Origin of the sequence: Adlercreutzia sp. ZJ176 (assembly GCF_011038975.1) — a bacterium.
Taxonomy (GTDB): Bacteria; Actinomycetota; Coriobacteriia; order Coriobacteriales; family Eggerthellaceae; genus CAAEEV01.
Window position 1 is genome coordinate 70,919 of sequence record NZ_JAAKEC010000003.1, and the last position, 23,804, is coordinate 94,722.

Below are 23,804 nucleotides of genomic sequence, written 5' to 3' on the forward strand. Positions count from 1 at the left end.
GGCCAGCCCTTCTCACAAGCTCGTGATTATTTCTTCGGCAGTACACTCCCCCGCAATGAACACCTTCCACCCGCAGCCTTGGCTCCATCCTTCGCCGAGTTCCTCGTCGAAACTGCGCGCGTCGTCCTCACTGAGCACCATCACCGCAGCATCAGCCCACGCGAGAGAAGCAAAAGCGGACTTCCCAGAGCCATCGCCCACCTCAATGTCAACACCTGGCACCTCAGTCTCCCTATCACCGATCTCGCCGAGCTTCATTGCAAGCGAAGCCCACTTGTCACTCGAAGCCGGACGAATAGACCTCTCACAAGCCTCGCGGAAACTGCAGGACCCCCAGTCTGCTCCGCCCTCAATTACGCGAAGCGGCTCCCGCGCTTCCGCAGGAGTGCTGATCTCAACGCACGCACACCCCCGTTCAACGGCAGGAAGGATGCCCTCGATGAGCTCTTTAGCATATCGGCGGCGCAACGAGGCATGATGCGCTTGGTTGTAGTAGCTGCGCAGACAGTTATAGCACGACGTATCCTCGTCACAGCAGCTTTGCGACACTTTCCGCAAAGCTGCCTGGAGCGAGGAGATAACAGCTTCCTTGTCCGTTAGCCTCTTCACCAGACCAGCGCCGCCGGGAACGTCATCGTACATAAGAATGTCGTAACTATCGGTCTTCAAGCTCATCTCAAGAAGCGCGCTCACATTGGTCCGCTCAATCTCAAGCGCCTCACAGACGCCTTCCAGCATCGCGTACATGAACGACAGCGCCTTGGGCTTCGCCCTCTCGACCGACAAGGACAGCGCCGGTATGCGGATGCGCGCAACGTCAGTTTGGAACCGATGGCCAAGATAGGCGCGATCCAGCGAAGCGTTCTTGCAGTCGAAGCCGCGACAGTCCTTGTGTTTTTCTTCCTTCTTGGGAACCCCGGAGAACGGATCGGCCACTTCCCCGTACCCGCATTCCTTGCAGAGGAAAAAGGATGAGCGGTTCATCACAAGCAACACGTCATTTGAGGATGTCTCAACTGACAGCACCCCCTCGATAGCAAGAGTTAAGCCTTCCTCGTCGCTCCTCTTGATGTAGGTCACTTCACCCGCATAGGATCGCTTTGGCTTGAGAAGAGCATCTTTTTTCGTCTCGCTGGCTTTAAACCCAAACACCGGCTCATAGAAGTAGTTTTTCTTGCCCTTCTTCATCTCGGTACCACAATGCTGACACGTGTTCAAGGACCCAGCAGTCGGAGAAATGCTCACCTTCTCGCATTTTGGACACGTGCAGTAATACTGGCGCGGCAGCTTTGCTATCCCCCCTCTTGGCAAGGAGACATATTGCGACACATATTTCTTCTTGTCGACAACGATCTCCGAGCCAGGAGCATATTCAGATATGGCTATCTTCAGATCGCGACTAAGCTTGTCATCCTGACCCCTAGCTGGTCTGCCCTTATCGTAAACGACAAGGCCGACCACGTCGATGGGGAAACCGTACTTCGGAATAACACAGTATTCCGAAAGCGCGTTGATGACCTTCCGATCATGAAGAGAATCAATCTGCGACTTGAAACACGCCGCCAAGTTATAGTCCTTCTCGCGCGCCGCACGCTTCTGGGCAGCATCATATTCCTTGTCAAGCTGGAGGATTGAGGCCTCAAAATGTTGGAGCTTCTCGTCGTTGCCCTTCACCTCATCAAACCACCTCAAATTGTGAAACGAAGCATACTCCCGCTCTGGAATTACTCTCTTGTCCAAATAGTCGACAAGCGCCGGAGGCTTCTCGCTAAGGTAGTGCTTAAACGCGTCAATGCCCCCGTCAAAGACCAAGCTGTGCACCGACTCGAAATAACCCGGATTCTCGCGAAAGAAGAACCCCAGGCACGCCGCCATCAAGTGGCGTACGATGATCTTCCGATTGAGAACATCGAAATAGGGTGGCTTTATGGCGCCTGATATCATCTTCTCTGGTGCAGCGAAGTAGGTATAGTCATGGGACACTGCGCCGCAGTACGTCAGAACAAACGCTGAGCTGTCAGCCCTTCTCCCGGCACGTCCAGCGCGCTGAACATAGTTCGCGGGTGTCGGCGGAACATTGCGCAGAAACACTGTCTCCAAGCTGCCAATGTCAATGCCCATCTCAAAAGTCGTTGAGCAGCTGAGTACGTTGATGCGCTTGCTCTTGAAGTCGTTCTGGTACCGCTTCGCCGTTTCCTTGTCGATCTGCGCGGTATGCTCCTGCACCACGAGCCGCTCAATGCGCTTCGTCTTGTACTGATTCCGGTAGTAGCTCTCCGCAAGCTCAACATCGGGATCAATGAGCTTCAAAGTGCCGTCGCACTTGTTCGCAACGCACACATCATGCAGGTTATGCGGGGTAATGCGCCCACATTTCGAACACCGGTAGTAACTCATATTGCGATAGTTCTTCAAGACGTATTGTTTGGCCGCAATGCGGTAGCCATCGCTTTTTGCATCGCGAGTAAAGAGCCCACTTTCTACCCCAAGATTAAATAGCATCTCAAGAATATTGCACGCCTCATCGGAGTTGCATCCGAATACCCGCTCAACATACCAAACGAGCAGGTTTTCCTTACCCTTGACGGGAAGGAAACTACGCACGCCCTTCACGGCCTTCGATCCTTTGAGCCTGACGGCGCTGAGTGCATCGCGATATGGCAGATGCTCCGCTCGCTCTTCAAATGAGAGGCCCGCCATGCTCGTATCGACGGAGAACGTTCTATAAACCGCTTGAAGAATCCTCGCCAAATCTTCTTTGGTGGTGAAGCCATACTGGCCAAAGACCTCTGAAACCGACTCGTCATCCACCTCATCGAGGATGGGAGACAGGTTGACCTCAAAGTGATACAAGCCGTTTCCCTCGCAGCTGTTCTGTCCGTCGATCTTCAGCAACTCAGACAGAATGGCTATCCACGCGTTTTTGAAAGGAGTGAGGCCGTTGTCGAAGAGGTTGTCGTTCTCTATGAGCGACTGAAGTGTCGCCTCAAGCTCCTCAACAGGCATCTCGCGATAGCCATTGTCTTCCAAGACTCGCCAGATAAGTCTCTTTCTTAGGATGCGAGAGTTATTCGCGTCGAAGTACATCGCGAAGTAGCTTGCCTGTGATCTACTGTCAGAGAACGCGAGAAACTGCTTCACCGCCTGGTTGTTATCCTCGGCTTTGTCTCTCTCGCTCTTTTTCAAGCTGAGCAAGAGCCTTCGCTTCTTCTTCGTAGACTCCGAGTGGTCCATCGATTCTAAGAGCATCTGAGCGAGAATGGCAGTTGACTCATCTTTGCCGAGGCTGAGATTCTTGACAACGCCCGCATTACGCGACCGACCACAGCACGGGCACATGCCAATGTTGTTGTGCCTCGTGGCACTCGCATCGTCTTTGCTTTGCCGGACACGATACGCGACGACCTCATCAGCTTCTGCGCATGTACACCACAATGCCGTAAGGCTATCGGCAGGACGAATTGCTCCACATCTTGAGCAAATGACGTGCTTCTCAAGAGACTCGACGTCCACCTCCTGCTCCTCGACAGTCTTTTCTAGCAAGAAATAGTCGACCTTCATATTAGAGTTGTCGCCATAGTTCTCATAAATATCCACCTCATCGTTTTGAAGCAAATAGACAATCCCGCTGCCGTCTATCTGACACATCCTCCCGATGAGGTACGGCGCGCTGCAATAACGGCAGTTGCCAACCTCGAACGCCTTGTCTTCTTCAATCTGGTTTGTCTTGATGAGACTAAGCGAGGAGCGTTTGCCTAGGGACACGAAAGCCCCCGCCAAGGGCCTCGCGAAGGAGTGATACTTCAAGCTAAACAATTCGATCCCATTGCGCTGGGCGATGTTAATCAAGTCGATCAGAGCCGTTATCTGAGCCTCATTCAAGCTCGGCAGGCATTCGACGACCTCCTGTATGTTCCTGCTTCCCAGCCGCAAAGCATCGTAGACCCGGTAGACGCTCTCATCGCTCGACAGTAGATCATACAGGATTCCCCTGAGGTCACGCTCTCCAACGGTGACGCCGAGCCGCAAACCAACATCGCGTATCGCCTCGCGATCGCGGCGCATTGAGATGTAATCATCACCTGTGAGGACAAGGGGTGACTGGGGTGTCTTGAAGGGAACCCTCTCGGCAAAGATGATGTCATCTTCACTGAACCGAGAGGATGTGAGCTTGTCCGCGAAGCTCACGATGCCTTCTTCGCTCGTTCCTTTCTCGCCCAGTGTCGCGCTGCTGAGGATGAATCGTGGCTTCTTCTCGGCCATGGCCGTGAGACGACGCATGAGATAGGAGATTTCAATGCCAAGCGTGCCGTTATAGGAGTGAGCTTCGTCCAGAACAACGAACTTCCAGTTTGCTAAGCGCTCAGGAGAAAATATCGCATAGTCGTTTGGCCTGATTAAGAGATATTCAAGCATCGAGAAGTTCGTGAACAAAAGATGAGGGGGATTGTTTCTTATCTCCTCGCGAGAGAGGATCTCGTTGGACGGCACCTCCGCGCCCATCCCCCTCTTGTATCTCTCACGATGGCTCTTGCTCGGCTTCTCCGGCGTGTCTCCCGTAAAGAAGCCAAAGGTGATTTGCGGAAAGGCTCGCACAATCTCGCGCACACGAGAAACCTGGTCGTTTACCAGGGCATTCATAGGATACAGGAACAAAGCACGAATACCCGTCTCCGTGTTTCCGCCCTCGATTTCACGCATCAGCTCATTGAGGATCGGATAGAGAAACGATTCTGTTTTGCCTGATCCCGTACCTGTCGTGATGATGGCATTTCGACCAGAGCATATACGGCGAACGCTTTTCTCTTGATGCGCGTAGAGAGGTCGGTCGAGATCCACTCCTTCGAGCGAGAGAAAAAGATCCGACACAATCCCCTCTTCGATGAGTCCGCGCAGCGTCTTTCCCCTCTCAAAGGGCAAACCCAAGTCAAGAAACGGGCCCTTAAACAGATCTTCGCTTTCCAGCTGATCCTCAAAGAGCCTTTGGAGGCGCTCACTACCAAACTTGAATGAGGAGCGGATGTACTCCTTATAATGCTCGTTGATGTAGCGAGAGCGATCAATGGGGCTTCTCTTCTCCATGGCATATCTCCTAATGCTCGGCAGACGTAAAATAGGTAACGACAAACGCGCTCGGGTTCGTTAGCGAATCAAGAACGCCAGTTTCGTCTTTGTCGAGGAGCAGCCCGTCTCCATCCTTCGTGATAAAGAGCTTCGGGAGCCCATCAGACGCGCAGCCGCAGATCTCAATGTCCACGAGTCCGATGTTTAGCGGATTCTTCATCCTTCCCTTTTGACGATAGATGTATCCTACGAATTTGTCGTTGTCGATCTGTCTTTCAAACATGACATAATCATGCTCAAGCAGCGTGCTCCGGGGAACGAAATGGTCTCGCCGGTACTGCATGAAATGAGCTGTCTTCAGTCTGAATGCACGACCAGGAAGACCCTCCCAAGAAAAAAATATTCGGGTTACCTCGCACATGGTTCTTTCCCTGCCGAGCATCAGCCCACGAGCCCGCTCGACAAATGAGAACGTATACCTCTCGAAAGGCATTACTCCAAGTATGTTGAGCTCCCCTTCGCTGTCGAGCCGATCGCTCCGATAGAACTCACGGCCCTCACTATCCTTGGCAACGAGAGCAACGTCGCCCTGACCCATATAGCGCCATCCGATACACAGCTTTCGATTGACGGCATCGAACGCAAAACCGACATCATCTGGCTTCATGCAGCTCTTGTTGCGAACGACGATCCGCCCAACCTGTCGGGAGCCTTTGACGGGACGCAACACGACGAAGTCGTTACCGGTCTTATAGGAAAGCAAGCTGCCGATTTCAATCGCCTGATGAAACGAATGAGCTGATCGGCAGCTCAGCTGATCGACTAGCCGTCCGCGACCGTCGACAACGTTGATGCCGTCATAGTTCGCATTGTATAATTCCAGCTTTCCCCGGTTAGCAACGTCACCGATCCAAATCTCCTTGGAGAAGCAGCGCCACGAGCGCTCGTCTATCCGATAGAGATCAAGATCGAGGGCGATCTTGTATGTATACCTTCTTCCACGACTCATAAAGTCGACACGCATCTCGCTGAACCCCTCCAAAGCAATTTCTGCACGAGAGGGAGCGCTGAACAAGGAACTCTTCATTACAACCGACACGAGCCCCTCGTCTTCCATGCTACCGCTTTGTTTTATACTCAATTCAGGGTCATATACAAACATCTCGGGCAGAAGCTTCTTTTTTGACGAGTCCGATAACTCGAACACGCACAAGTCATGCACGCCGGGACTGAGATGTCCCATATCGATAATGTACTTCCTAAATCCTCGGCGCTTTACTACGGTATATTCAAAGTCGTCTAGGCGAAGCGACTTCCCCGAAATGTTGATCTCGAAGTTCTCGACAGCATCGTCTGACTCGAACACATAAAGGCTCACATCCGTGTAAACCGGTATATTGGCCCCTCCGGACGCCTCAACCACACAGGAATCCGCAAGAACGCCCATTATCCCCGGCTTTGTTACTTTGACGAAGTGAACACTTCATCGCCAACTGTCAGCGCGTCGCCGATCTTCGCATCATAAGTCGCCAAAGCGTAGCCATCGCATTGATAATACGGCTGCAGATCCTTCGTCTCGCCGCGATAGCACACGATGACAGTCCCATCATAATCGGTGTTGTTCTTCACCTCGTTTCCGTCAAGGTCAAAGACGAGCAGGGGTCTCCGAAGCTTGCATGCGCTATCGAACAGAACGTCCGCTTTTGCCGTAATACGATAGCGAACGTTTCCCAGCGGATCGTCGAGGGGAAACTCGTCAATGATTAACCGATAGCCGCCGATAATCGATCTGATTTCCATCGGCACAGGTATAATGCGATCATCACCCAGAAGAACACACGCCCCAAGATCCCGATAGTCATAGCAATCCCCGACAAGGTGCTCGGGCGGCGCAAGGTGAACTATGTTCTCCTTTAATGTGAAACGCGGCTCCCATCGCGAGCTCCCTGCGAAACGCCCCTTAGCACGCGCTCGACGGGCGTTCTTCCCCGATATCGAAGACGCCCACCTCTCGTACCCATACCGAAAATAGGGATTATGGGGCCGAACATCGAACCCCCTCATATGACCGTCGATTATCCGAGCCACCATCACGCTCAGAGCTACGGCCTCATCAAGCGTATCCTCGTTGGCGATGACATCCTTGGTGGAGCGAACGAGCCTGTAGGTCCTCTTCGTAACCTCGACCTCTAGGTCATCCCCGCCATCAAGCAACTTCTCGTGCAGACCCTCGAAGGCGAACCGAAAATCCTCCTTTGGATCAGCAGAGAGCCTGCAGCCCAAATTCAAATCATAGATGTCGAAAACAAAATCAAAAAAGGCCGGAAGATAGTACTGCGGCACAATTGCGTTGCGCAAGGCAACGTTGATATACCGGCTCTCGCTGTATTCGCCCTGCTGCGTCTGAAAATGACTCAAGACGTCTCTGATGAGGCTCTCAACCTTGGCATCCGAGTAATTCTGATAAAGACTCGGATAGGCCTTCTCCACTCCTTCATAAAACGCAGAGTCATATTCGCAGAGACCGATGAGTACGAGAGATATAAAGACTATCTCCTTGTCCTTCACGATACCGGTAAACGACCTCAACGCAGAATTAAGCTGACGTTCGGCCTCAAGGTGCACCCTCTCGATCGAGCAATCGCCGTTCAGCGCATTGATGAGGTCAAGCCCTATGAGCTCTCCCCGTCGCACTTTTTTCTTGAGATGCTCAACTGCATACCGGTATCTCACATACCTCAACCGCTTGGAGAGGACACTGAACAGCCCCCTTGCCTCATCAGGTGTGTAGACGCCGTCTTCCAAAACAGCGCTTACCTGCTCCTCGACGAAATCATATGCTTCAATGCCTTTGAGATCTCGACCGTCCTCAAGCCATGCGCGAAGCGCGTGCACCTCTTTTTCATTGACCACGCCATCACAAAGTAATCCATCTACTATGCCAGCAAGCTTGAGAAGCCGAGGTTCGACATGGGACAAACTTTCGCAACTCGCGCACGCGAAAAACAGCTCTTCTTTCTCCTGCTCAGTGAGAAACCCATCCTCCAGAACCTCGTCCACAATCCTGACCAGCTCAACCTCACGCGGCTCGATTGCCACGTCACGATTTCTATCCGCCCACAAACGAAGCCGCGCGATCTCCTTTTCGTTGATCTCTCGATCCAAGTCGATGCCGTTGATTATTCCCTCAAGCTTTTCGACCTCGTACATAATCCGAGTCCTAACCTAGATATGCAGCCAAGCAAACAGCCCTCCCCATTCATAATGAGTATCTATGTATTTTAAATGAACATTTTCACATAGCATTGCGCAACATATTTTCGTAGCACGAAAGGATAGCCCCTTGGAGCTTTGTCGCTACGCGACGGCCTCTTGGAGCTTCTGCCAGATGCGCACCATGGCGAGCGTGTCGAGCTCGCAGTAGCGCAGGAGCGCCTCCCGGGTGCGGGCAGCCTCCTCAGGCGGCATGCGCACCAGGTCGGTGAACGCCGCCGACGCCTGCGCTCCGTTGTGCACGCCGTCGAGGGCGTGGTAGTCGAGCTCCGGGTCGTCCGGGAAGAGCGCTGGGAGCACGGACTTAATCGAGAACGAGCCGCCCTGCGCCGCCGCGTAGTACGCCCCGTTGCGGAAGGGGACCATGAGGTCACGCATGTTCTCGCGGATGGCGAGCAGGTGAGCGGCGAGGTCGGGGAACTGGCTGGCGAGGTCCTTGAGCACCATGCGCTCGAAGCTCATGTTGTAGGCCACGGTGCGCGCGTCGCGCGGGATGGCGCGCACGAGCGCCTCGGCCACTGCGCGGCGCGGGTCGGTCCCCTCGCGCGCGAGGAACTCGCGATGCTCGAAGGCGCCCTCCGCGTCGCTCACGACGTGCAGCGAGAACTGCGTGGGGATCTGCTGGTAGGGGCGCACGCCGTCGAAGGGCGGCACGGCAGGCTGGTACGTCTCGAAGTCGAGGAAGTACAGCGGCGGCGTGAGCTCGGCGAGAAACCTGCGCACGAACGCCACGTCGACAAGCGGGCTCCTTCCCGTACGATGTGCCTCGATCTGGCGCTGCGGGATCGCCTTGAGGCGCAGGCCCGAGGCCGCCACGTCGTCGAACGTGATGAGCCCCTGGTCGACGAGCTTGAACGCCTTGACGAGCCCGTAGCCGCCCAGGTCGAACACGCTCGGATGCGGCACGTAGCGCCAGCACCACCGCCGGTAGCCGCACGGGTAGGGACTTGTGCAGTGCGGGCCGATGGAGCAGCAGCCACGTGCGCCGGGCTCCATGCCGAGCGCCTGGGAGAGCGCGCCCGCCTCCCCGGGCTCGGCGGGATCGTCCGCCACCTCCTTGAGGAAGGCCACGCGCTTTCCCACCTGATCCCGCAAGCCGAGCACCACCTCGGTGCAGTCCTCCACCGTGAAGAGTCCGTGCAGGTCAAGCTCTCCCTCACGCACGTAAGAGCTGTTCACGTGCATGAGACCAGCGCTCTTCACCGCGTACCCGCACCGGTCCAGCAGCCAGCACTGGTAGGCCATGTCATGCAGGTAGATGTCGTGGAGGTGCGTGGAGGACTTCACCTCCACGAGGCGCACGCCATCAGGCTCGTTGAGCAGGATGTCCACCATGCACAGGTTGCCGTCGCTCTCGAAGGTGGCTTCGCAGATCACGGGCTCGCCCGCCTCCATGAGCTCGCGCGTGAGGCGCGCCATACCCGCGAAGTCGTGCGCGTCGAAGGGGATCTCCGTGAAGCGGCCGTAGTAGCCCATGGCGAGGTCGCCCACCTCGTTTCCCGTGGCGAGCACAGCTTGGTTCAACACCGTTTCGTCGAACTGCTCGGGCAGGTGCGCTTCCATCCAGAGCATCTTCGGGCACTGGACGCCGCGCGTGTAGCGGGACTTCGAGAGGTTCATGCATGCTTCCTTATGACGTCTTCGAGTGCTTCGACGTCCGACGCGTCGAAGCGGTAGGCTGCCACCTGCGGCTGCGCAGGGTTGTATCCGCTGCGGTGCTCCACGCGCACGAAGCACGCCTCAACCTCAGAGAGCCCTTCCTTGAGCAGGGCGTACGCGTAGCACTGGGCCTGCAGCTCGTGCTTCGCGCGCACGAACGCGTCCGTCTCGGCCGGCGAGCCGCCCGTCTTGTAGTCGACGACGAGCGCGCGCCCCGCATCGTCGAGCGCGAGCGCGTCGAGGGCGCCCTCGAGGTAGAGCGGAGGCGCGCCTGCGGGCCCGACCTCGACTATGAACGGGACCTCGGCGGCGATCTGAGCGCAGCTGCCGAACGCGCGCGCCACGTCGCTTCCCACCCAGAGGTCGAGCGCCTCGTCGAGGCGGCTTGTCTGGTCGGGGGTGAGGCCTGCGCGCTGCGCCTGCGCGCGCACGACTTCGGGCGCGGGCTTCTCGAGCACGCGCGGCGCCGGGCGAGCCGCCGCCTCGAGCACCATGCGCTGCGCGAGGCGGTGAAACGCCGTGCCGAGGGCCGTGGCGTCGTCGTCCTCCGCCGCGCAGGCGGCGACGTCCTGCGCGACAGGCGTGGCGGCGGATGCAGCCGACGCGGGATCGCCCTGCGCAGCAGGCGTGGTGGCGGACAGGGCAGGTGCGGCGGGCGCCTCCCCGAGCTGCGCGGCGCCGCCGAGCAGCTCCCAGGGCAGCGGGTCGTGCTCGAGCGAGGAGTAGGAGCGCACGTCCTCGCGCCCGAACGCATGGGACGCGGCAGAGGGCATGCGCGGCGCCGGGCGCTCGGGCACGCGGAAGACCGCGGACCTCGCGCCCTCCTCGCCTACAGAGGTGCCGTCGCCGACAGGCGCGACCGGCGTGCTTCCGGCAACACCCCCGTCCGCAGCGTCCCCGCCCGCAGGCGCATTCTTGCCGGCGGGAGCGTCCTCGCCCGCAGGTGCGCCTTCCCCACCAGGGGCTTCTCCTCCGTCAGGCGCGGTGAGATACTCGAGTGCCACGCGGGCGGGCGCGCTGCCCCCGTAGTCGACCATGCTGACCGACCTCTCGGACTCGACGTCCCACCCGAGCGCCGCGTGCAGGTCGCCGTAGATGCCCGCCTTCTCGTAGCCGTCCTGCGGCTTCGACCCGAACACGCCGCTCAGGAGCAGCGAGCGGCTCGCGCGCGTGAGCGCCACGTAGAGCAGCCGCTGCGCCTCGGCGAGCGACTGGGAGCGCGCGTAGGCGGAGAGCGCGGCGTAGAGCTCCCCGGGCGTGCGCGCCGCCGCGGCGTCCTCGCAGAGCGCGTCTTCGCGCTCGAAGCCGCGCAGCTTCGTGATGGCCTTCTCGCACTCCCCCGCGGCCGGCGCGCTTGCGGCGACGTAGGTGCGCTGCCCGACGTTCTCCACCACGAGCGACGAGCGCGACGCGACGCCCGACCCCAGCTCAGCGATGGCCACGTGCGGGAACTCGAGGCCCTTCGAGGCGTGCACCGTCATGATGCGCACGAAGTCCGACTCGACCGTGGCGAGCGCGCCGGGCGCCTCCTTCGCGCAGCGCAGGTGGTCGGCGTACGCGAGGCAGACCGACGATGCGCCCGAGCACGCGTCCTCGAAGCCGCGCACCAGACTGAGCGCCTTGGCGAGGTTCCCCGCCGCGGCCAGGCCGGGCGCGCCCGCCTCCTCCAGGCGGTCGAGCAGGCCCGTCTCCGCGAAGAGCCGGCGCAGCGCCTCGGCGACGCCTCCCTTGCGCGCCCGCGCCGCGAACCGCCCGAGATGCTCGCGCGCCATCCCGAGCGCCTGCTCGTCGGCAGGCGCAAGGCCTGAAACCGCGCCCTCGTGCGCATCGGCGAAGCCGCGCGAAAGCGCGCGCGGGCACGCCTCCCCCGCCTCGTCGCGCGCGGTGGCGAGCGCGAGCAGCACGTCGTCGGTGAGGGCGAACAGCGGTGAGGTGAGCACGGAGAACAGCGCCGGCTCGTCGCCCCCGTTGACCGCGACGCGCAGCAGGCTGGCGACGAGCTGGGCCTCCTGCGAGGACGAGAACACCGACCCGCCCGCGATCACGCTCTCGAGGCCGGCGCGGCGCAGCTCGCGCGCGTACACGCCCGCGTTGCCCATGCTGCCGAGCAGAAGTGCCATGTCGCCTGCATGCGCCCCGCGCTCGCGCAGGCGCGCGAAGTGCTGCGCCACGTGGCGCGCCGCCACGACGACCGCCTCGGCCTTCGAGACGCCCCGCGCCTTCGACGTCGAGCCCTTGTAGTGCACGAAGTCGAAGCTGATGCGCGGCTGGTCGGCGAAGACGGGGTCAGCTGCGGCGTTTACCGCCCCGCGCGGCTCGAGGTGCAGGAACTCGCGCCCGAACACGCGCTGCTGCGCGAACACCACGTCGACGAGCTTGAGCACGTCGGCGTGGCTGCGGAAGTTGTCCGGCAGCGACACGAACCGCACGTCCGGGCTCTTATGGCGCAGGCTGTCGCGATACGCGAAGAACACGTTCACGTCCGCCCCGCGGAAGCGGTAGATGCTCTGCTGGGCGTCGCCGACCGTGCACACGTTCGCGAGCCCCGGCGCGGCGAGCGCGCTGATGAGGGCGACCTGCAGCTTGTCGGTGTCCTGGAACTCGTCGACCATGATGAGCTTGAACTGGCGGCGGTAGCGCTCCGCGAGCGCCGGGCGCGTGACGAGCGCGCGGGCGCACTGCGCGAGCAGATCGGCGTTGTCGAGCCGCGACGGCCCCTTGAGCCGGGCGAACTCGTCGGATATCAGGCGGGCGAAGCCCACGAGGGCGCGCGCGGCCCGATACGCGCAGCACGCCTCGGCCTCCTCGCTCAGGCGCGCGTACTCGCTGCGGTAGCTCGCGAAGAAGCCGGCGTCGTCCTTCTTCGCGTGGAACTGGGGCGACGTGGGCGGGAACGCGTAGAACGCGCGGCGGAACGCCTCCGCGTCGAAGGCGGGGTCATCGAACGCCGCAGATGGCGCGTCTTCAAGCCACGCCTCGGCGCCTTCGAGGGCGCGCTCGAGCGCATCGAGCGCCTGCGATTCGGTCTTCGTCGGCTTCGCCCACGCCGCGGCGGTCGCGCGGAAGTCCTGCCCGAGCTCGTAGAGAGCGCGCATGAGGTCGGCGGGGCGCGCCTGCGGCCTTGCCAGGGCTATCCCGTCGAACCCCTCGGGCATGGCCTCCACGCGGCTCAGCACGCGCAGCGCCTGGCTCGTGGCGCTCGGGCCCCGCCCCTCGTCGGAAAGCGGCAGGCCGCTTGCCAGAAGATCGCGCACGAGCGGGTCGGACGACTCCCGCGCGCGGCGCACCACCGCGTCGACCGCCTGCGTGCGCAGAAGCTCGGCGTCGGCTTCGGGCAGGACCTCGAACGCCGGGTCGAGCCCGAGCTCGAGCGCGTGCTCGCGCAGGATGCGCGCGGCCATGCCGTGGATGGTGGAGATCCACGCGCCGTCCACGGCGAGCGCCTGGTCGCGCAGACCCTCGCTCACGAGCAGCGCCTTGATGCGCCCTTTGAGCTCGCTCGCCGCCTTCTTGGTGAACGTGATGGCGAGCACCTGGTCGATCGAGTCGAGGTAAGGCGCGCGCCCCTGCGCCGGCGCGAGCGCATGCACGACGCGCTGCGTGAGGGTGAAGGTCTTTCCCGAGCCGGCGCCCGCGGCCACCAGAAGCGGCGCGTCGAGCGTGGTCACGATCTCACGCTGGCCGGGCGTGCAGCGATCAAGGTTCACGAGAGCCTCCTCTCACAGGATGCGACGGGGCAGTACGCGCACGCCTCCTTGGAGGCGGGGTCGGCCTCGATGCGCCCCTCCATGAGCGCGCGCACGTGCGGGGCGATCTTCTCCTCCACCAGGTCGAGGAAGCGGGCGAAGCTCATGTGCACGCACGAGGAGTCCTTCCCGAACCCTCCCAGGTCAAGGGCTGCCTCGTCGAACGACCCCGCCGCGAACGCGCCGTCCGACCTCGCGCGGTAGCCGAGGTAGAGCGCGCCGGCGCACGCCAGGCCGTCGAAGCGCCCGCGCAGCGCCTGGGCGTAGACGAGCGCCTGCACCTTGCGCGGCAGCGCGAAGGCCGCCGGGTCGGCGTCGTCGGGAAAGCCCGCCGCGTGCCTCTCCGACGAGCCCTTGTAGTCGAGCACGAGGTAGCGGCCCGCCGCCGCGTCGACGTCGACGCGGTCAACCCGGCCGTTCAGGCGCGCGCCCGCGTAGTCGACGCCCTGGTCGGGCTTGATCTCGAGCTCATGGGCGCAAACCGCATAGGTCGGCGCGAAGCGCGCCTGCCGGCGCACGCTCTCGCGCAGAACCTCGCGCAGGCGCTCGACCGCAAGCGCCTCGGCCTCGGTGCGCGCAACGAGGCGCGAGGAGGCCGCGGGGTCCTGCGCGGGCTGCGCGGCGACCTGCGCGTCGAACACCTCGTCGAACAGGGCGCTCGCCTCCTGCCAGCCCGCGGCGTCGGCCGGCACGCGCGCGCAGCCGCGCGCGGCGAGCGCGTCGTAGAACGCGGCGAGGACCGCGTGCGCGAACGAGCCCGTCTCAAGCGCGCCGAACCCCTCGTCGAGCTCGTTCAGGCGGATGCGGCGCGTGACGAACCACTGGTACGGGCAGCCCAGGTACGCCTCGATGGCCGAGGGCGAGAGCACGGGCAGACGGCGCGTGCACTCGACGGCTGAGGGCAGGTGCTCGGCCAGGTCAAGCGTCGCGAGCACGCCGCGATGCGCAGGGGCAAGCTCGACCGCGCCCGCAGGCGCGGCGAACGCGCGCCCCATGCCGCGCGCAAGCACGTCCTCGCCGAAGCGGCACGCGGCACGCGCGAGAAAGCCCGGGAGCGTGGCGTTGCCCTCTTCGACCGGCTCGCCGCCGCCCCCGCGGGCGGCAGCAAGCGCCTCGACGTACTCGTCAAACGCGAAGGCGGGGTACGTCTCCTCCTGCGCCTCGTTGCGCAGCGGCAGCACGCAGGTGAAACGCCTGCGCGCCGCCGAGGAGGCCGCCGCGAACGCGCGGCGCTGACCGTCAAGCGGGTCAGGCGCACCTGGCAGGCCGAGCTTGCAGGCGAGCACATCGAGCGCGCCTGCGCCCGGCGCGGCGGGGAAGCTCGCGTCCGTCACGTCGGCGAGGATGACCGCGTCGGCGCTCTTCGGCGCGAGCGAGCCCGGCGTCGGCAGGCCCGTGAAGCGCACGGACGCGGGTTGGGCAAAGGACGGAGACACGGCCTGGACGGACTGCGGAGGCACGGCCTGCTGGCCGTCGCGCTGCCGCTGTTCGCCCGCACTTCCCGGCGCGGCGGTCGCGAGCGTCGAGAGGGGCACGCTCAGCGTGGGGGCCACGTCGCGCACCACGTCAGAGAACGCGTCCCCCGCAGCGAGGCTGCGCGCCGTCTCAAGCAGGCCTCGTAAGGCCGCCAACGCGCCGCGCTCCTCGGGGCGAGCAAGCGGCGAGCTTCCCCCCGCCTCCTTCGCAAGCGCCTCGATGGCGTCGAGCGCGCAGCGGGCCTCCTCGGAGCCGCCACACGCGAGCGCCTCGAAATGCGCGAAGGAAGGCGAGGCCGCGCGCAGGCGCTCCCGCGCGTCAGCGCAGGTGAGCAGGCGGTCTCTGCGCAGCTCCGCGTTGAGCCGCTGGGCCTCGAAGGCGCGCATGCCCGAGAACGCCCCGTAGGCGAAGTCGGTGGCCGCCGCGATCCAGCGCGCGTCGTCCTCGACCAGCGCGCGCGCGCTCGCCCAGGCGTGCCCGAGCGCCGTGGCGCCGAACGGGACGCGGCACTCAAGGCCGCATGCGATCCCCGCCTCCGCCAGGTGCGGCGAGAGCGCACGGTAGAGGTCGCGCGGGTCAGGCGCGCACACCACCACGTCGAGCACGCGGGGCGCCACAGCGTCACCCTCCTTCGCGCCGACGGTGGCGGCATCCGCTTCGCCTGGCAACGCGGCGACGGGGTCCGCGCCATCCTCCCCCGCTCCCCCGTCAGCTCTGCCTACGAGGCACATGATCTCGTCGAGCAGGGCCGCGGGCGTGGCCGTGGCACCGGCGGGGATGAGCAGCCCGGGCTCAACCCCCTCGTCGAGCGCGGGGATGGAAAACGGCGCACGCTCCTCGCGCTCCCATCCCAGCGCCGCCAGCAGCCGCTCCACGGCGGGAGCCATGTCGAGTCCGGGCGCGCACGTGATGCGATACGCCATGCCGGCCGCGCCCAACCCGTCGCCCAGCTCGCCGCCCAGCGCATCGCTCAGCACGCGCGCCGCCTGGCCCATCTCCACAAGCCCGCGCGCATCGAGCGCTGCCTGGTACGCGCGCACGAGGTCGAGCACGGCGCGCTCGTGCGGCGTGACGTCCTCGCCCGAAAACGTGCCGCGAAGCGCCTCGTCGAGCTCGTGCGTCCCTGCAGAGCGCCCGATGAACCGCGCGATCAGGCGCGCGGTGCCCAGCGTGCGCGCGAACGCGTCCTGCCGCGCGAGCGCGGCGCGCACCGCCACGAGCCGCTCCTGCGCGCTCACGATGCGGCGCGCATCGCCCCAGACCTCCCACAGGTCGGCGACGAACGCCTCAGGCGTGGTGAAAGTGGCTCCTAGAGAGCACGCATCCTCCGCGTGAGCGCACGACTTGCGCGCCGCCAGGGCGGCGTCAAAGCTGGGATGCAGGTAAACCCGCGCGCAAAGCTCTACCACGAAGCCCTCCTCACTCAACGATCACGCCTCGCCATTATAGTGGTTTGCCGGCGCGGCGCCGCCCGACGCGCGCTGACGGCGACCCGTCATCCAACTCGCACACCCGCGCCCGCGCCTGGCGCGGCGCCGCCCGGCATGGCGCTCAGTACGCCCCGCTGATCTCCTGGCGCATGCGACGAACGCCCGTCCTCGCCTCGTGCAGCTGCCGCTTGTAGCGCCAGCTGCCGTCCTCCACCGCCTGGCCGAGCAGGTCGGCCGCCATGCGGTACCACGAGAGCGCCACGTCGAAGCCGTGCGCGCATCCGCGGCCGAGCTCGTGGCAGCGCGCCAGGCGCAGCGCCGCCGCGCCTGCCTGCGCGAGCGCCAGATCTCCCTTGTGCGCGGACACGTCGAACGCGCGGCGGTAGAACCGGTAGGCGCGCGGCAGGTCAACCGCGCAGCCGCGGCCTTCGACCAGCAGGTCCCCGAGGGCGCAGCACGCCTCGGCGTGCCCGCGCAGCGCCGCCTGCATAAGCCACGCGAACGCGCGCTCCTCCGGCGCGGCGCAGGCCGCGTGGCGGGCGCGCTGCTCGAGCAGCCCCTTCCAGCGCGCGGCGTCACGCAGATCGCCCAAGTACAGCAGGCCGAGCTTCGCGCACGCCTCCACGTTGCCGCGCTGCGCCGCGTGCAGGTACAGGATCTCCGCCGCGCGGAAGCACTCCGTGCGCAAGGCCTCAGCCGCGGCGCCCTCGTACCCGCGGGCCTCGCCGCAGTAGCGTTCGGCCAGCTCAAGCGCACGCCAGCCGCCGCGGTCAGCGTCGCAGGGGTACACGCCCACGTACGCGCGCCCCAGATACGCGCCCGTCCGCTCGTCGAAGGCGGGCTCGGTCACCCAGATGCGCGGGAGGCGCTCGGACGCCTCGGCGCCCTTGCGGTCCACCTCAAACACCGGCGTGCTCGCGCGGCGGGCACGCCACGCCTTCGTGCGCAAGGCGCGCGGCGTGAAGCTCGCCTCCGCACCGCCGTTGGCGCGTCGCGCGCTCGGCGAGCCGAACACCGCCGCCGAGAGGCGCTCGGAGGCGCTCAAGTGGCTCGCGCGGCGGGCGCGGTAGGGCTGCACCGCATAGGGTGCCAGCGTGCAGGCAGCAGCGTTAGTCATCGAGATACACCCCTATCTCCACGCGCGTCCAGCTCTCGACCTGGCTTGCGCCCTCGAACACGCCGAACACGTGCTTCCCGCCGTCCATCAGGCGCGCCACCACCTCGTTGCACTCGCACGAGACGTACCCGATGCGGTTGCGCGCGCCGTCGAGCACGCGCACCGCCCACTCGTCGTAGAGGTTGTCGCGGTCGCGCTCGAAGGCGAGGCGCGTTCCCGCCTGCAAGCCGCCCACCAGGTCCCTCACGCCCGCCACGTGGCGTGTTCCTGCCACCGTCGTGCCTTTGACCAGGCATAGGGCGCGCGCGGTGCGCGCGGGTGCGAGAGTGGTGACCATGGCTGCTTCCTTTCCGCTGCGTTTTCGACGAGGACATGATATGATGCGAGCGTGAGCTTGCGTGTACCACCTGAGGTACACGCAAGGCAGAAGATGAGAAAGGTCGCGCCATGCCGAGAAAGCCGTCCGCGAGAAGCGCCGCCCCCACGTCGTCGAGAAAGCCGTCCCCGGGAAGCGCGGGCGCGTCCGCACCGCGTGCCGCCGCGTCCGCCCCGCCGCGCCCCGCCGAGCCGCAGAAGCTCAAGCTGCTCCACCTCGCGCGCATGTTCTTCCAGGAAACCGACGAGGACCACGGACTCACCATGCCGCAGATCCTCGAGTACCTGCAGGAGCGCGGCATCACCGCCGAGCGCAAGGCGATCTACCGCGACGTCGACGCGCTGCGCTCCTTCGGCCTCGACATCGTGACCCTGCCGCGTCGGCCCGTCGAGTACGCGCTGGCCACGCGCCGTTTCTCGAAGGCCGAGCTCTTGCTCGTGGCCGACGCCGTGCAGTCGTCCCGCTTCCTCACCAAGACGCAGGCGGCCTCGCTCATGCGCTCCATCAAGGCGCTCGCCTCGAAGTACGACGCCAAGGCGCTCTCCTCTCACGTGCACGTCGAAGGGCGCGTCAGGACGCAGAACGCGAGCGTCTTTCGCAACGTCGACGTGATCCAGGAGGCGCTGCGCACCCGCCGCAAGATCACCTTCCACTACGTCAAGTACGACGTGCACGCGAAGGAGCAGCTCCAGCACGGCGGCGACGCGTACGTTGAGACGCCCGTCGCGCTCATCTACAGCAACGACTTCTACTACCTGGTGGTGCACAACGAGAAGCACGCCGGATTCGCGCACTACCGCGTCGACCGCATGCGCTCGCTGATCTGCCTTGATGAGCGCGCCGTGAGCAACGAGGCCACGCGCGCCTTCGACGCAGGCGAGTACCTGAGCTGCGCGTTCGGCATGTACCACGGCAAGCGCCAGCCGATGACGCTGCTCGTGCACGAGCGGGCCGTAAGCGGCGTCATCGACCGCTTCGGCAAGGGCGTCGCCATCACGCCCGCCCGCGACGTAGGCGGGGGCGAGGGCGCGTGGGCACGCGTGAGCACGCCGGTCATGCAGAGCCCGGCGCTGTTCGGGTGGCTCGCGCAGTTCGGGGGCCTCGTGCGCGTGGAGGGGCCGCGCGAGCTGGCCCGCGCCTACGCGGCGCACCTCGAGGAGGCCCTCGCGGCGTACCGCGACCCCACGCAGCCCGAGCCGGCCCCGGACGCCGAGCCCGACCGCTAGCCCTCCTTCTCGAAGGCCCTGATCTCGGCGAGGAAGTCCTCGCCGTAGCGCTTGAGCTTGGCGAGGCCCACGCCCGACACCTCGAGGAGCTCCTCGTCGGTCGCAGGGCGCTTGGCGCACATATCGCGCAGGGTGGCGTCGGAGAACACCACGTAGGGCGGCTTGCCCATGGCGTCGGCCAGGCTCTTGCGCAGCGCCCGCAGACGCTCGAAGAGCTCGTCGTCGCCGAAGGACCCCGCGCCGAAGACGCGCCCGGCGCCCGTGCCGAAAGACGTGCCGAAGGCCGCGCCCGAACCGGCGCCTGCCGACCTCTCGCGCGCGCGGCGCCTGCGGTCGGCAGGTCGCAGCGCCTTCTTCATGGTGAGCGAGAAGTCGTCGCGCGCGGCCGCGCGCCCACGCGGCCCCAGCCCCACCGTGGGGTAGGTGCCCTCCGTGATGACGAGGTACTCGCCCGCGGCCAGAAGCTCGATGACCTCCTTGACGAGCGCCGCCGAGGCGTCGAGCGCGCCGTACGTGCGCGCGCCGTCGAGGCCCAGGCTGCGAATGCGCTTGGTGTCTGCGCCGCGCAGCACGTCGACCACCATGCCCTTGCCGAACCGCCCGCGCAGCTCGTGCACGCAGCGCATGACGGCGCGCGCCTCGTACGTGACGTCGACGGCTTCGAAGTCGCCGTCGCAGTTCGAGCAGTTGCCGCAGAAACGGCTCGCGACGGCAGCCGGATTGCCCGCAGCCGCCTCGCTTGCAGCCGCCTCGCCCGCTAGCGCCAGCTCGCTCGCCTCCCCTTCGCCGCCCGCCTCGGCGGGCTCCTTCTCCCCGAAGTAGCGCAGGATGTACTCACGCAGGCAGGAGGTGGTGTAGCAGTAGCCCACCATCACCTCGAGCATGCGGCGGCGCGTGGCGCGCACGGCCTCGGCCTCCTCGGGCGTGAGCTCGTCGTTTCCCGACTCCTGGTCGATGAAGAAGCGGCACGTGGACACGTCGCCGTCGCTCCAGAGCAGCAGGCAGCGCGCGGGCTCGCCGTCGCGCCCGGCGCGGCCGGCCTCCTGGTAGTACGCCTCAATGGAGCCGGGCATGTTGTGGTGGATGACGTAGCGCACGTTCGACTTGTCGATGCCCATGCCGAACGCGTTGGTGGCCACCATCACGGCCGCGTCGTCGGTGATGAACGCGCGCTGGTTGGCCTCGCGCTCGGCGGCGGGAAGCCCCGCGTGGTAGCGCACGGCCGCCACGCCTGCCCCCACGAGCGCGTCGCACACGCGCTCGGTGTCCTTGCGCGTGGAGCAGTACACGATGCCCGCGTCGGCCGGGTTCGCCAGCGCATGCGCCGCGATGCGCGCGAGCTTGCGCTTGGGCTCGAGCCGCTCCACGCCGAAGAAGAGGTTCGGGCGGTCGAACCCCGTGACCAGGACGAGCGGGTCACGCAGGCCGAGCAGGCGCACGATGTCGGCGCGCACGCGGTCGGTCGCCGTGGCGGTGAGCGCCGCCACGGCGGGGCGCATGGGCAGGCTCTCGATGAACGCGCCGATGGCCAGGTACGACGGGCGGAAGTCCTGCCCCCACTGGGACACGCAGTGCGCCTCGTCAACCGCCAGAAGCGGGATGGCGGCGCTCGCGGCGAACGCGCGGAAACGCGGGTCGGACAGCCGCTCGGGCGCCACGTACATGACGTCGTAGGCGCCCTCGAGCGCGCGGCGCATGACAGTGGACTGCTGCGCGGGCGTGAGCGTGGAGTTGAGGTACGCGCCGCGCACCCCCGCGTCGAGCAGCGAGCGCACCTGGTCGCCCATGAGCGACACAAGCGGGCTGATGACGAGCGTGACGCCCTCCATCACCACCCCCGGCACCTGGTAGCACACCGACTTGCCCGCGCCCGTGGGCATCACGCCGAGCACGTCGCGCCCCGCGAGCACCGCCTCCACGAGCGCGCGCTGCCCCGGCCGGAACTCCGCGTAGCCGAAATGGTCCCGCAGCGCCTGCTCAGCCGCCCGCACGCCAGACGCTTCGTCATGCATGCTCGCCGCGCCGCTGCGCATGTTCGCAGCGCCGCCGCGCGTGCTCGCCCCGCCGCTGCGCACGCTCGCCGCACCGCCGCGCGTGCCTTCCCCCCGCTCCTGCGCACGACGATCAATCCCCTCATCGGTCAGGGCATGCCCGCCAGCAAGCTCACGCTCAACCATCCGCGCTCCCCTCTCAGATTTTCTTGGCAGGTCTTCTCCTGCTCTATTCTACTACCGAGGCGGGCCTCGCCCGCGCACGCGCCGCATCACTTCGCGCAAGCTCTTCCCGCTGCTGGCCCAAGCTCTCCCCGTTGCCGGCTCAGGGTCCCGCCGCTGGCTCAGGGTCCCGCTGCCGGCCCGCTTTCCGCTGCCAGCCCAGGGTCCCGCTGCCAGTTCGTTTCCTGCTGCCGGCCCGTTCCCCGCTGCCGGCCCGCTTTCCGCTGCTGGCTCAGGGCCCCGCCCTTGGCGCCCTCTTCTGCGAAGATCATGCCGAAGGCCATGCCCATGGGCATGAAGGCGGCAAAGCCGACTATAGTGTTTGGCAATCGGCTGCGCATGGCAACGTGCTCTCAAGAAACGCATTCTCAAGAAAGGGCGAGCTCGGTGCAATTCAGAACTGACCAGAAGGGAAGCAAGGAGCTCTCGGCTTTGGGGTTTGGGTGCATGCGGCTTCCCACCGCCGGCGGGCGCATAGACGTCGACGCCGCCGAGAAGCTCATCGTCTCCGCGGTGCAACGCGGCGTCAACTACCTCGACACCGCTTACATCTACAACGGCAGCGAGGCCACGCTGGGCGAGATCTTCGCCCGCAATCCCGGCCTTCGCGACAAGGTCAACGTCGCCACCAAGCTGCCGATTTCCCGATGCCAGGCGCAGGAGGACTTCGACAAGTACCTCTCGCGCTCCCTCGAACGGCTCAAAGCCGACCACGTGGACTACTACCTGGTCCACAACGTGACGAGCGCAGGCGCTTGGGAGCGCCTGGAAGAACTCGGCATCGAAGAGTGGGTTTCTCGCCAGAAGGAGGCGGGGCGCATCGGCCAGATCGGGTTCTCGTACCATGGGCCCGAGGCGGACTTCCCCGTGCTGCTCGACTCCTATGACTGGGACTTTTGCCAGATTCAGTACAACTACCTGAACGAGCACTACCAGGCTGGAACGGCCGGGCTTGAAGCTGCGGCGAAGCGGGGTGTTCCCGTCGTCGTCATGGAGCCGCTGCTCGGCGGCAAGCTTGCAGGCGAGCTTCCGCGCGCGGCGAAAGCCGTTCTCGAGCGTGCGGGGATCAGCGCCGATCCCGTCCGCCTGGCCCTGCGTTGGGTGTGGAACCACCCGGAGGTCACCCTGGTTCTCTCGGGCATGAACACGATGGAGCAGCTCGACCAGAACATAGAGACAGCCGACGGCGCTTCGCCCTGCTCTCTTGCGGCGGAGGAGGTTCGCGCGATCGAGATGGCGCGCGAGTCCATAGCCAAGAGCTACCGGGTGCCCTGCACGGGCTGCGGGTACTGCCTGCCTTGCCCCAAGGGCGTGAACATCCCCATGTGCTTCGCCGCCTACAACGCGTCTTTCGCCCATGGCTGGTACCAGGGCATGCAGCAGTACATCACCGCATCGGGCGCCATGGAAGGCAAGGCGCGTTTCGCGGGCGACTGCGTGCAGTGCGGGGCATGCCTGCAGAAATGCCCCCAGCATATCGACATACCCCAGGAGCTCTTCCGCGTGAAGCGAAGGCTTCAAATCCCCGGGCTTCCGGCCATCGTTCGCATGGGCACGCGCGTGATAACGCGCTAGGCTGGTTGACTGCCCTTTCTGGTTCATAGGATATGCTACTAATTTAGTAGTATTTGTGGTGAGCGCAAAAGTTAACCAATGGTGAGTTTTCCCGATCGCCCAGCTGGTAGACTGGCCGAAAAAGCGAGAAAGGCTCATCATGACGAAGAAGAACGACGAGAAGCCCGGCAAGAAGAGCGCCGACGAGACGGCGGAGAAGGGCGCTGGCAAGGGCAAGAAGGGCGCGAAGCCCGGCAAGAAGAGCGCCGACGAGACGGTGGAGAAGAAAGCGAAGCCACAGAAGGCCGCAAAGGAGAAGAGCGGGGCGCTTGACAGCAAAGGTGTGGAGAAGGGCGCGAGCAAGGGCAAGAAGGGCGCCGGCAAAGACGCGAAGAGCACCGGCAAGGGAAAGAAAGATGCTGGCAAGAGCACAAAGGACACCAGCAGGGGCAAGAAGAGCGCGAAAACATCCGGCAAGGGCGGCAAAGGAGCAAAGAAAGGCGGCAAAGAGAAGGCAGCGCTCAGCGCGTGCCCCTGCTGCTCGAAGCACTGCCCACTTGCGAAGCCTCGCTGCTCGAAGGGCCGACGCCTCGTGGCGAAGATCGCATGAGGTTTGCCGACAACGCTGCTTTTGCAGACGCCCATCACCGACAACGAAGATTTTGCAGAC

The 23,804-nt window shown here is 64.4% G+C and carries 12 protein-coding genes; 3 read left to right on the top strand and 9 right to left on the bottom strand.

Going from position 1 to position 23,804, the window contains the following annotated elements; translation table 11 throughout:
* Nucleotides 1–12: 12 nt before the first annotated feature.
* From G7Y50_RS02190 to G7Y50_RS02225, 8 genes are all read right to left on the bottom strand, one after another.
* The gene (locus G7Y50_RS02190; RefSeq protein ID WP_165048811.1) at nucleotides 13–5,082 is read right to left on the bottom strand and encodes a DEAD/DEAH box helicase; all 5,070 of its coding nucleotides are present in this window, start codon (nucleotides 5,080–5,082) and stop codon (nucleotides 13–15) included.
* Between the two features lie 10 nt (nucleotides 5,083–5,092).
* Nucleotides 5,093–6,511 (bottom strand): hypothetical protein, encoded by a 1,419-nt coding sequence (locus G7Y50_RS02195; protein ID WP_165048782.1) that lies wholly within the window; start codon nucleotides 6,509–6,511, stop codon nucleotides 5,093–5,095.
* Nucleotides 6,512–6,525: 14 nt separating this feature from the next.
* A complete protein-coding gene (locus G7Y50_RS02200; protein WP_165048773.1) occupies nucleotides 6,526–8,274 on the bottom strand; it encodes a hypothetical protein in 1,749 nt (582 codons plus the stop codon).
* A 147-nt stretch (nucleotides 8,275–8,421) separates the two neighbouring features.
* Entirely contained in the window at nucleotides 8,422–9,957 is a 1,536-nt protein-coding gene (locus tag G7Y50_RS02205) for a DUF2779 domain-containing protein (RefSeq protein WP_165048767.1), read from the bottom strand.
* A complete protein-coding gene (locus tag G7Y50_RS02210; RefSeq protein ID WP_165048760.1) occupies nucleotides 9,954–13,703 on the bottom strand; it encodes a UvrD-helicase domain-containing protein in 3,750 nt (1,249 codons plus the stop codon). The genes G7Y50_RS02205 and G7Y50_RS02210 overlap by 4 nt, the downstream gene beginning before the upstream one ends.
* Nucleotides 13,700–16,627 carry a PD-(D/E)XK nuclease family protein gene (locus tag G7Y50_RS02215; RefSeq protein WP_165048734.1) on the bottom strand — a complete coding sequence of 976 codons (2,928 nt, stop codon included), beginning with the start codon at nucleotides 16,625–16,627 and terminating at the stop codon, nucleotides 13,700–13,702. Before G7Y50_RS02215 ends, G7Y50_RS02210 begins: the two co-directional genes overlap by 4 nt.
* 142 nt (nucleotides 16,628–16,769) lie before the next feature.
* The gene (locus G7Y50_RS02220; protein ID WP_165048726.1) at nucleotides 16,770–17,765 is read right to left on the bottom strand and encodes a tetratricopeptide repeat protein; all 996 of its coding nucleotides are present in this window, start codon (nucleotides 17,763–17,765) and stop codon (nucleotides 16,770–16,772) included.
* Nucleotides 17,758–18,102: an HIRAN domain-containing protein gene (locus G7Y50_RS02225; protein WP_165048715.1), complete on the bottom strand. Its 345-nt coding sequence runs from the start codon at nucleotides 18,100–18,102 to the stop codon at nucleotides 17,758–17,760. The genes G7Y50_RS02220 and G7Y50_RS02225 overlap by 8 nt, the downstream gene beginning before the upstream one ends.
* 110 nt (nucleotides 18,103–18,212) lie before the next feature.
* On the opposite strand from G7Y50_RS02225, the gene G7Y50_RS02230 reads away from it, so the two are divergent.
* Entirely contained in the window at nucleotides 18,213–19,367 is a 1,155-nt protein-coding gene (locus G7Y50_RS02230) for a YafY family protein (protein ID WP_165048707.1), read from the top strand.
* On the opposite strand, the gene G7Y50_RS02235 is transcribed toward G7Y50_RS02230, so the two are convergent.
* Nucleotides 19,364–21,400 (bottom strand): RecQ family ATP-dependent DNA helicase, encoded by a 2,037-nt coding sequence (locus G7Y50_RS02235; protein WP_370457965.1) that lies wholly within the window; start codon nucleotides 21,398–21,400, stop codon nucleotides 19,364–19,366. The two genes, G7Y50_RS02230 and G7Y50_RS02235, sit on opposite strands and share 4 nt — an antisense overlap.
* Nucleotides 21,401–21,967: 567 nt before the next feature.
* Here G7Y50_RS02235 and G7Y50_RS02240 point away from each other — a divergent pair.
* Together G7Y50_RS02240 and G7Y50_RS02245 are read left to right on the top strand one after the other, a co-directional pair.
* Nucleotides 21,968–23,155: an aldo/keto reductase gene (locus G7Y50_RS02240; protein WP_165048697.1), complete on the top strand. Its 1,188-nt coding sequence runs from the start codon at nucleotides 21,968–21,970 to the stop codon at nucleotides 23,153–23,155.
* Nucleotides 23,156–23,294: 139 nt separating this feature from the next.
* On the top strand, nucleotides 23,295–23,744 hold the full coding sequence (locus tag G7Y50_RS02245) for a hypothetical protein (protein ID WP_165048688.1): 450 nt from the start codon (nucleotides 23,295–23,297) through the stop codon (nucleotides 23,742–23,744).
* Nucleotides 23,745–23,804 lie beyond the last annotated feature (60 nt).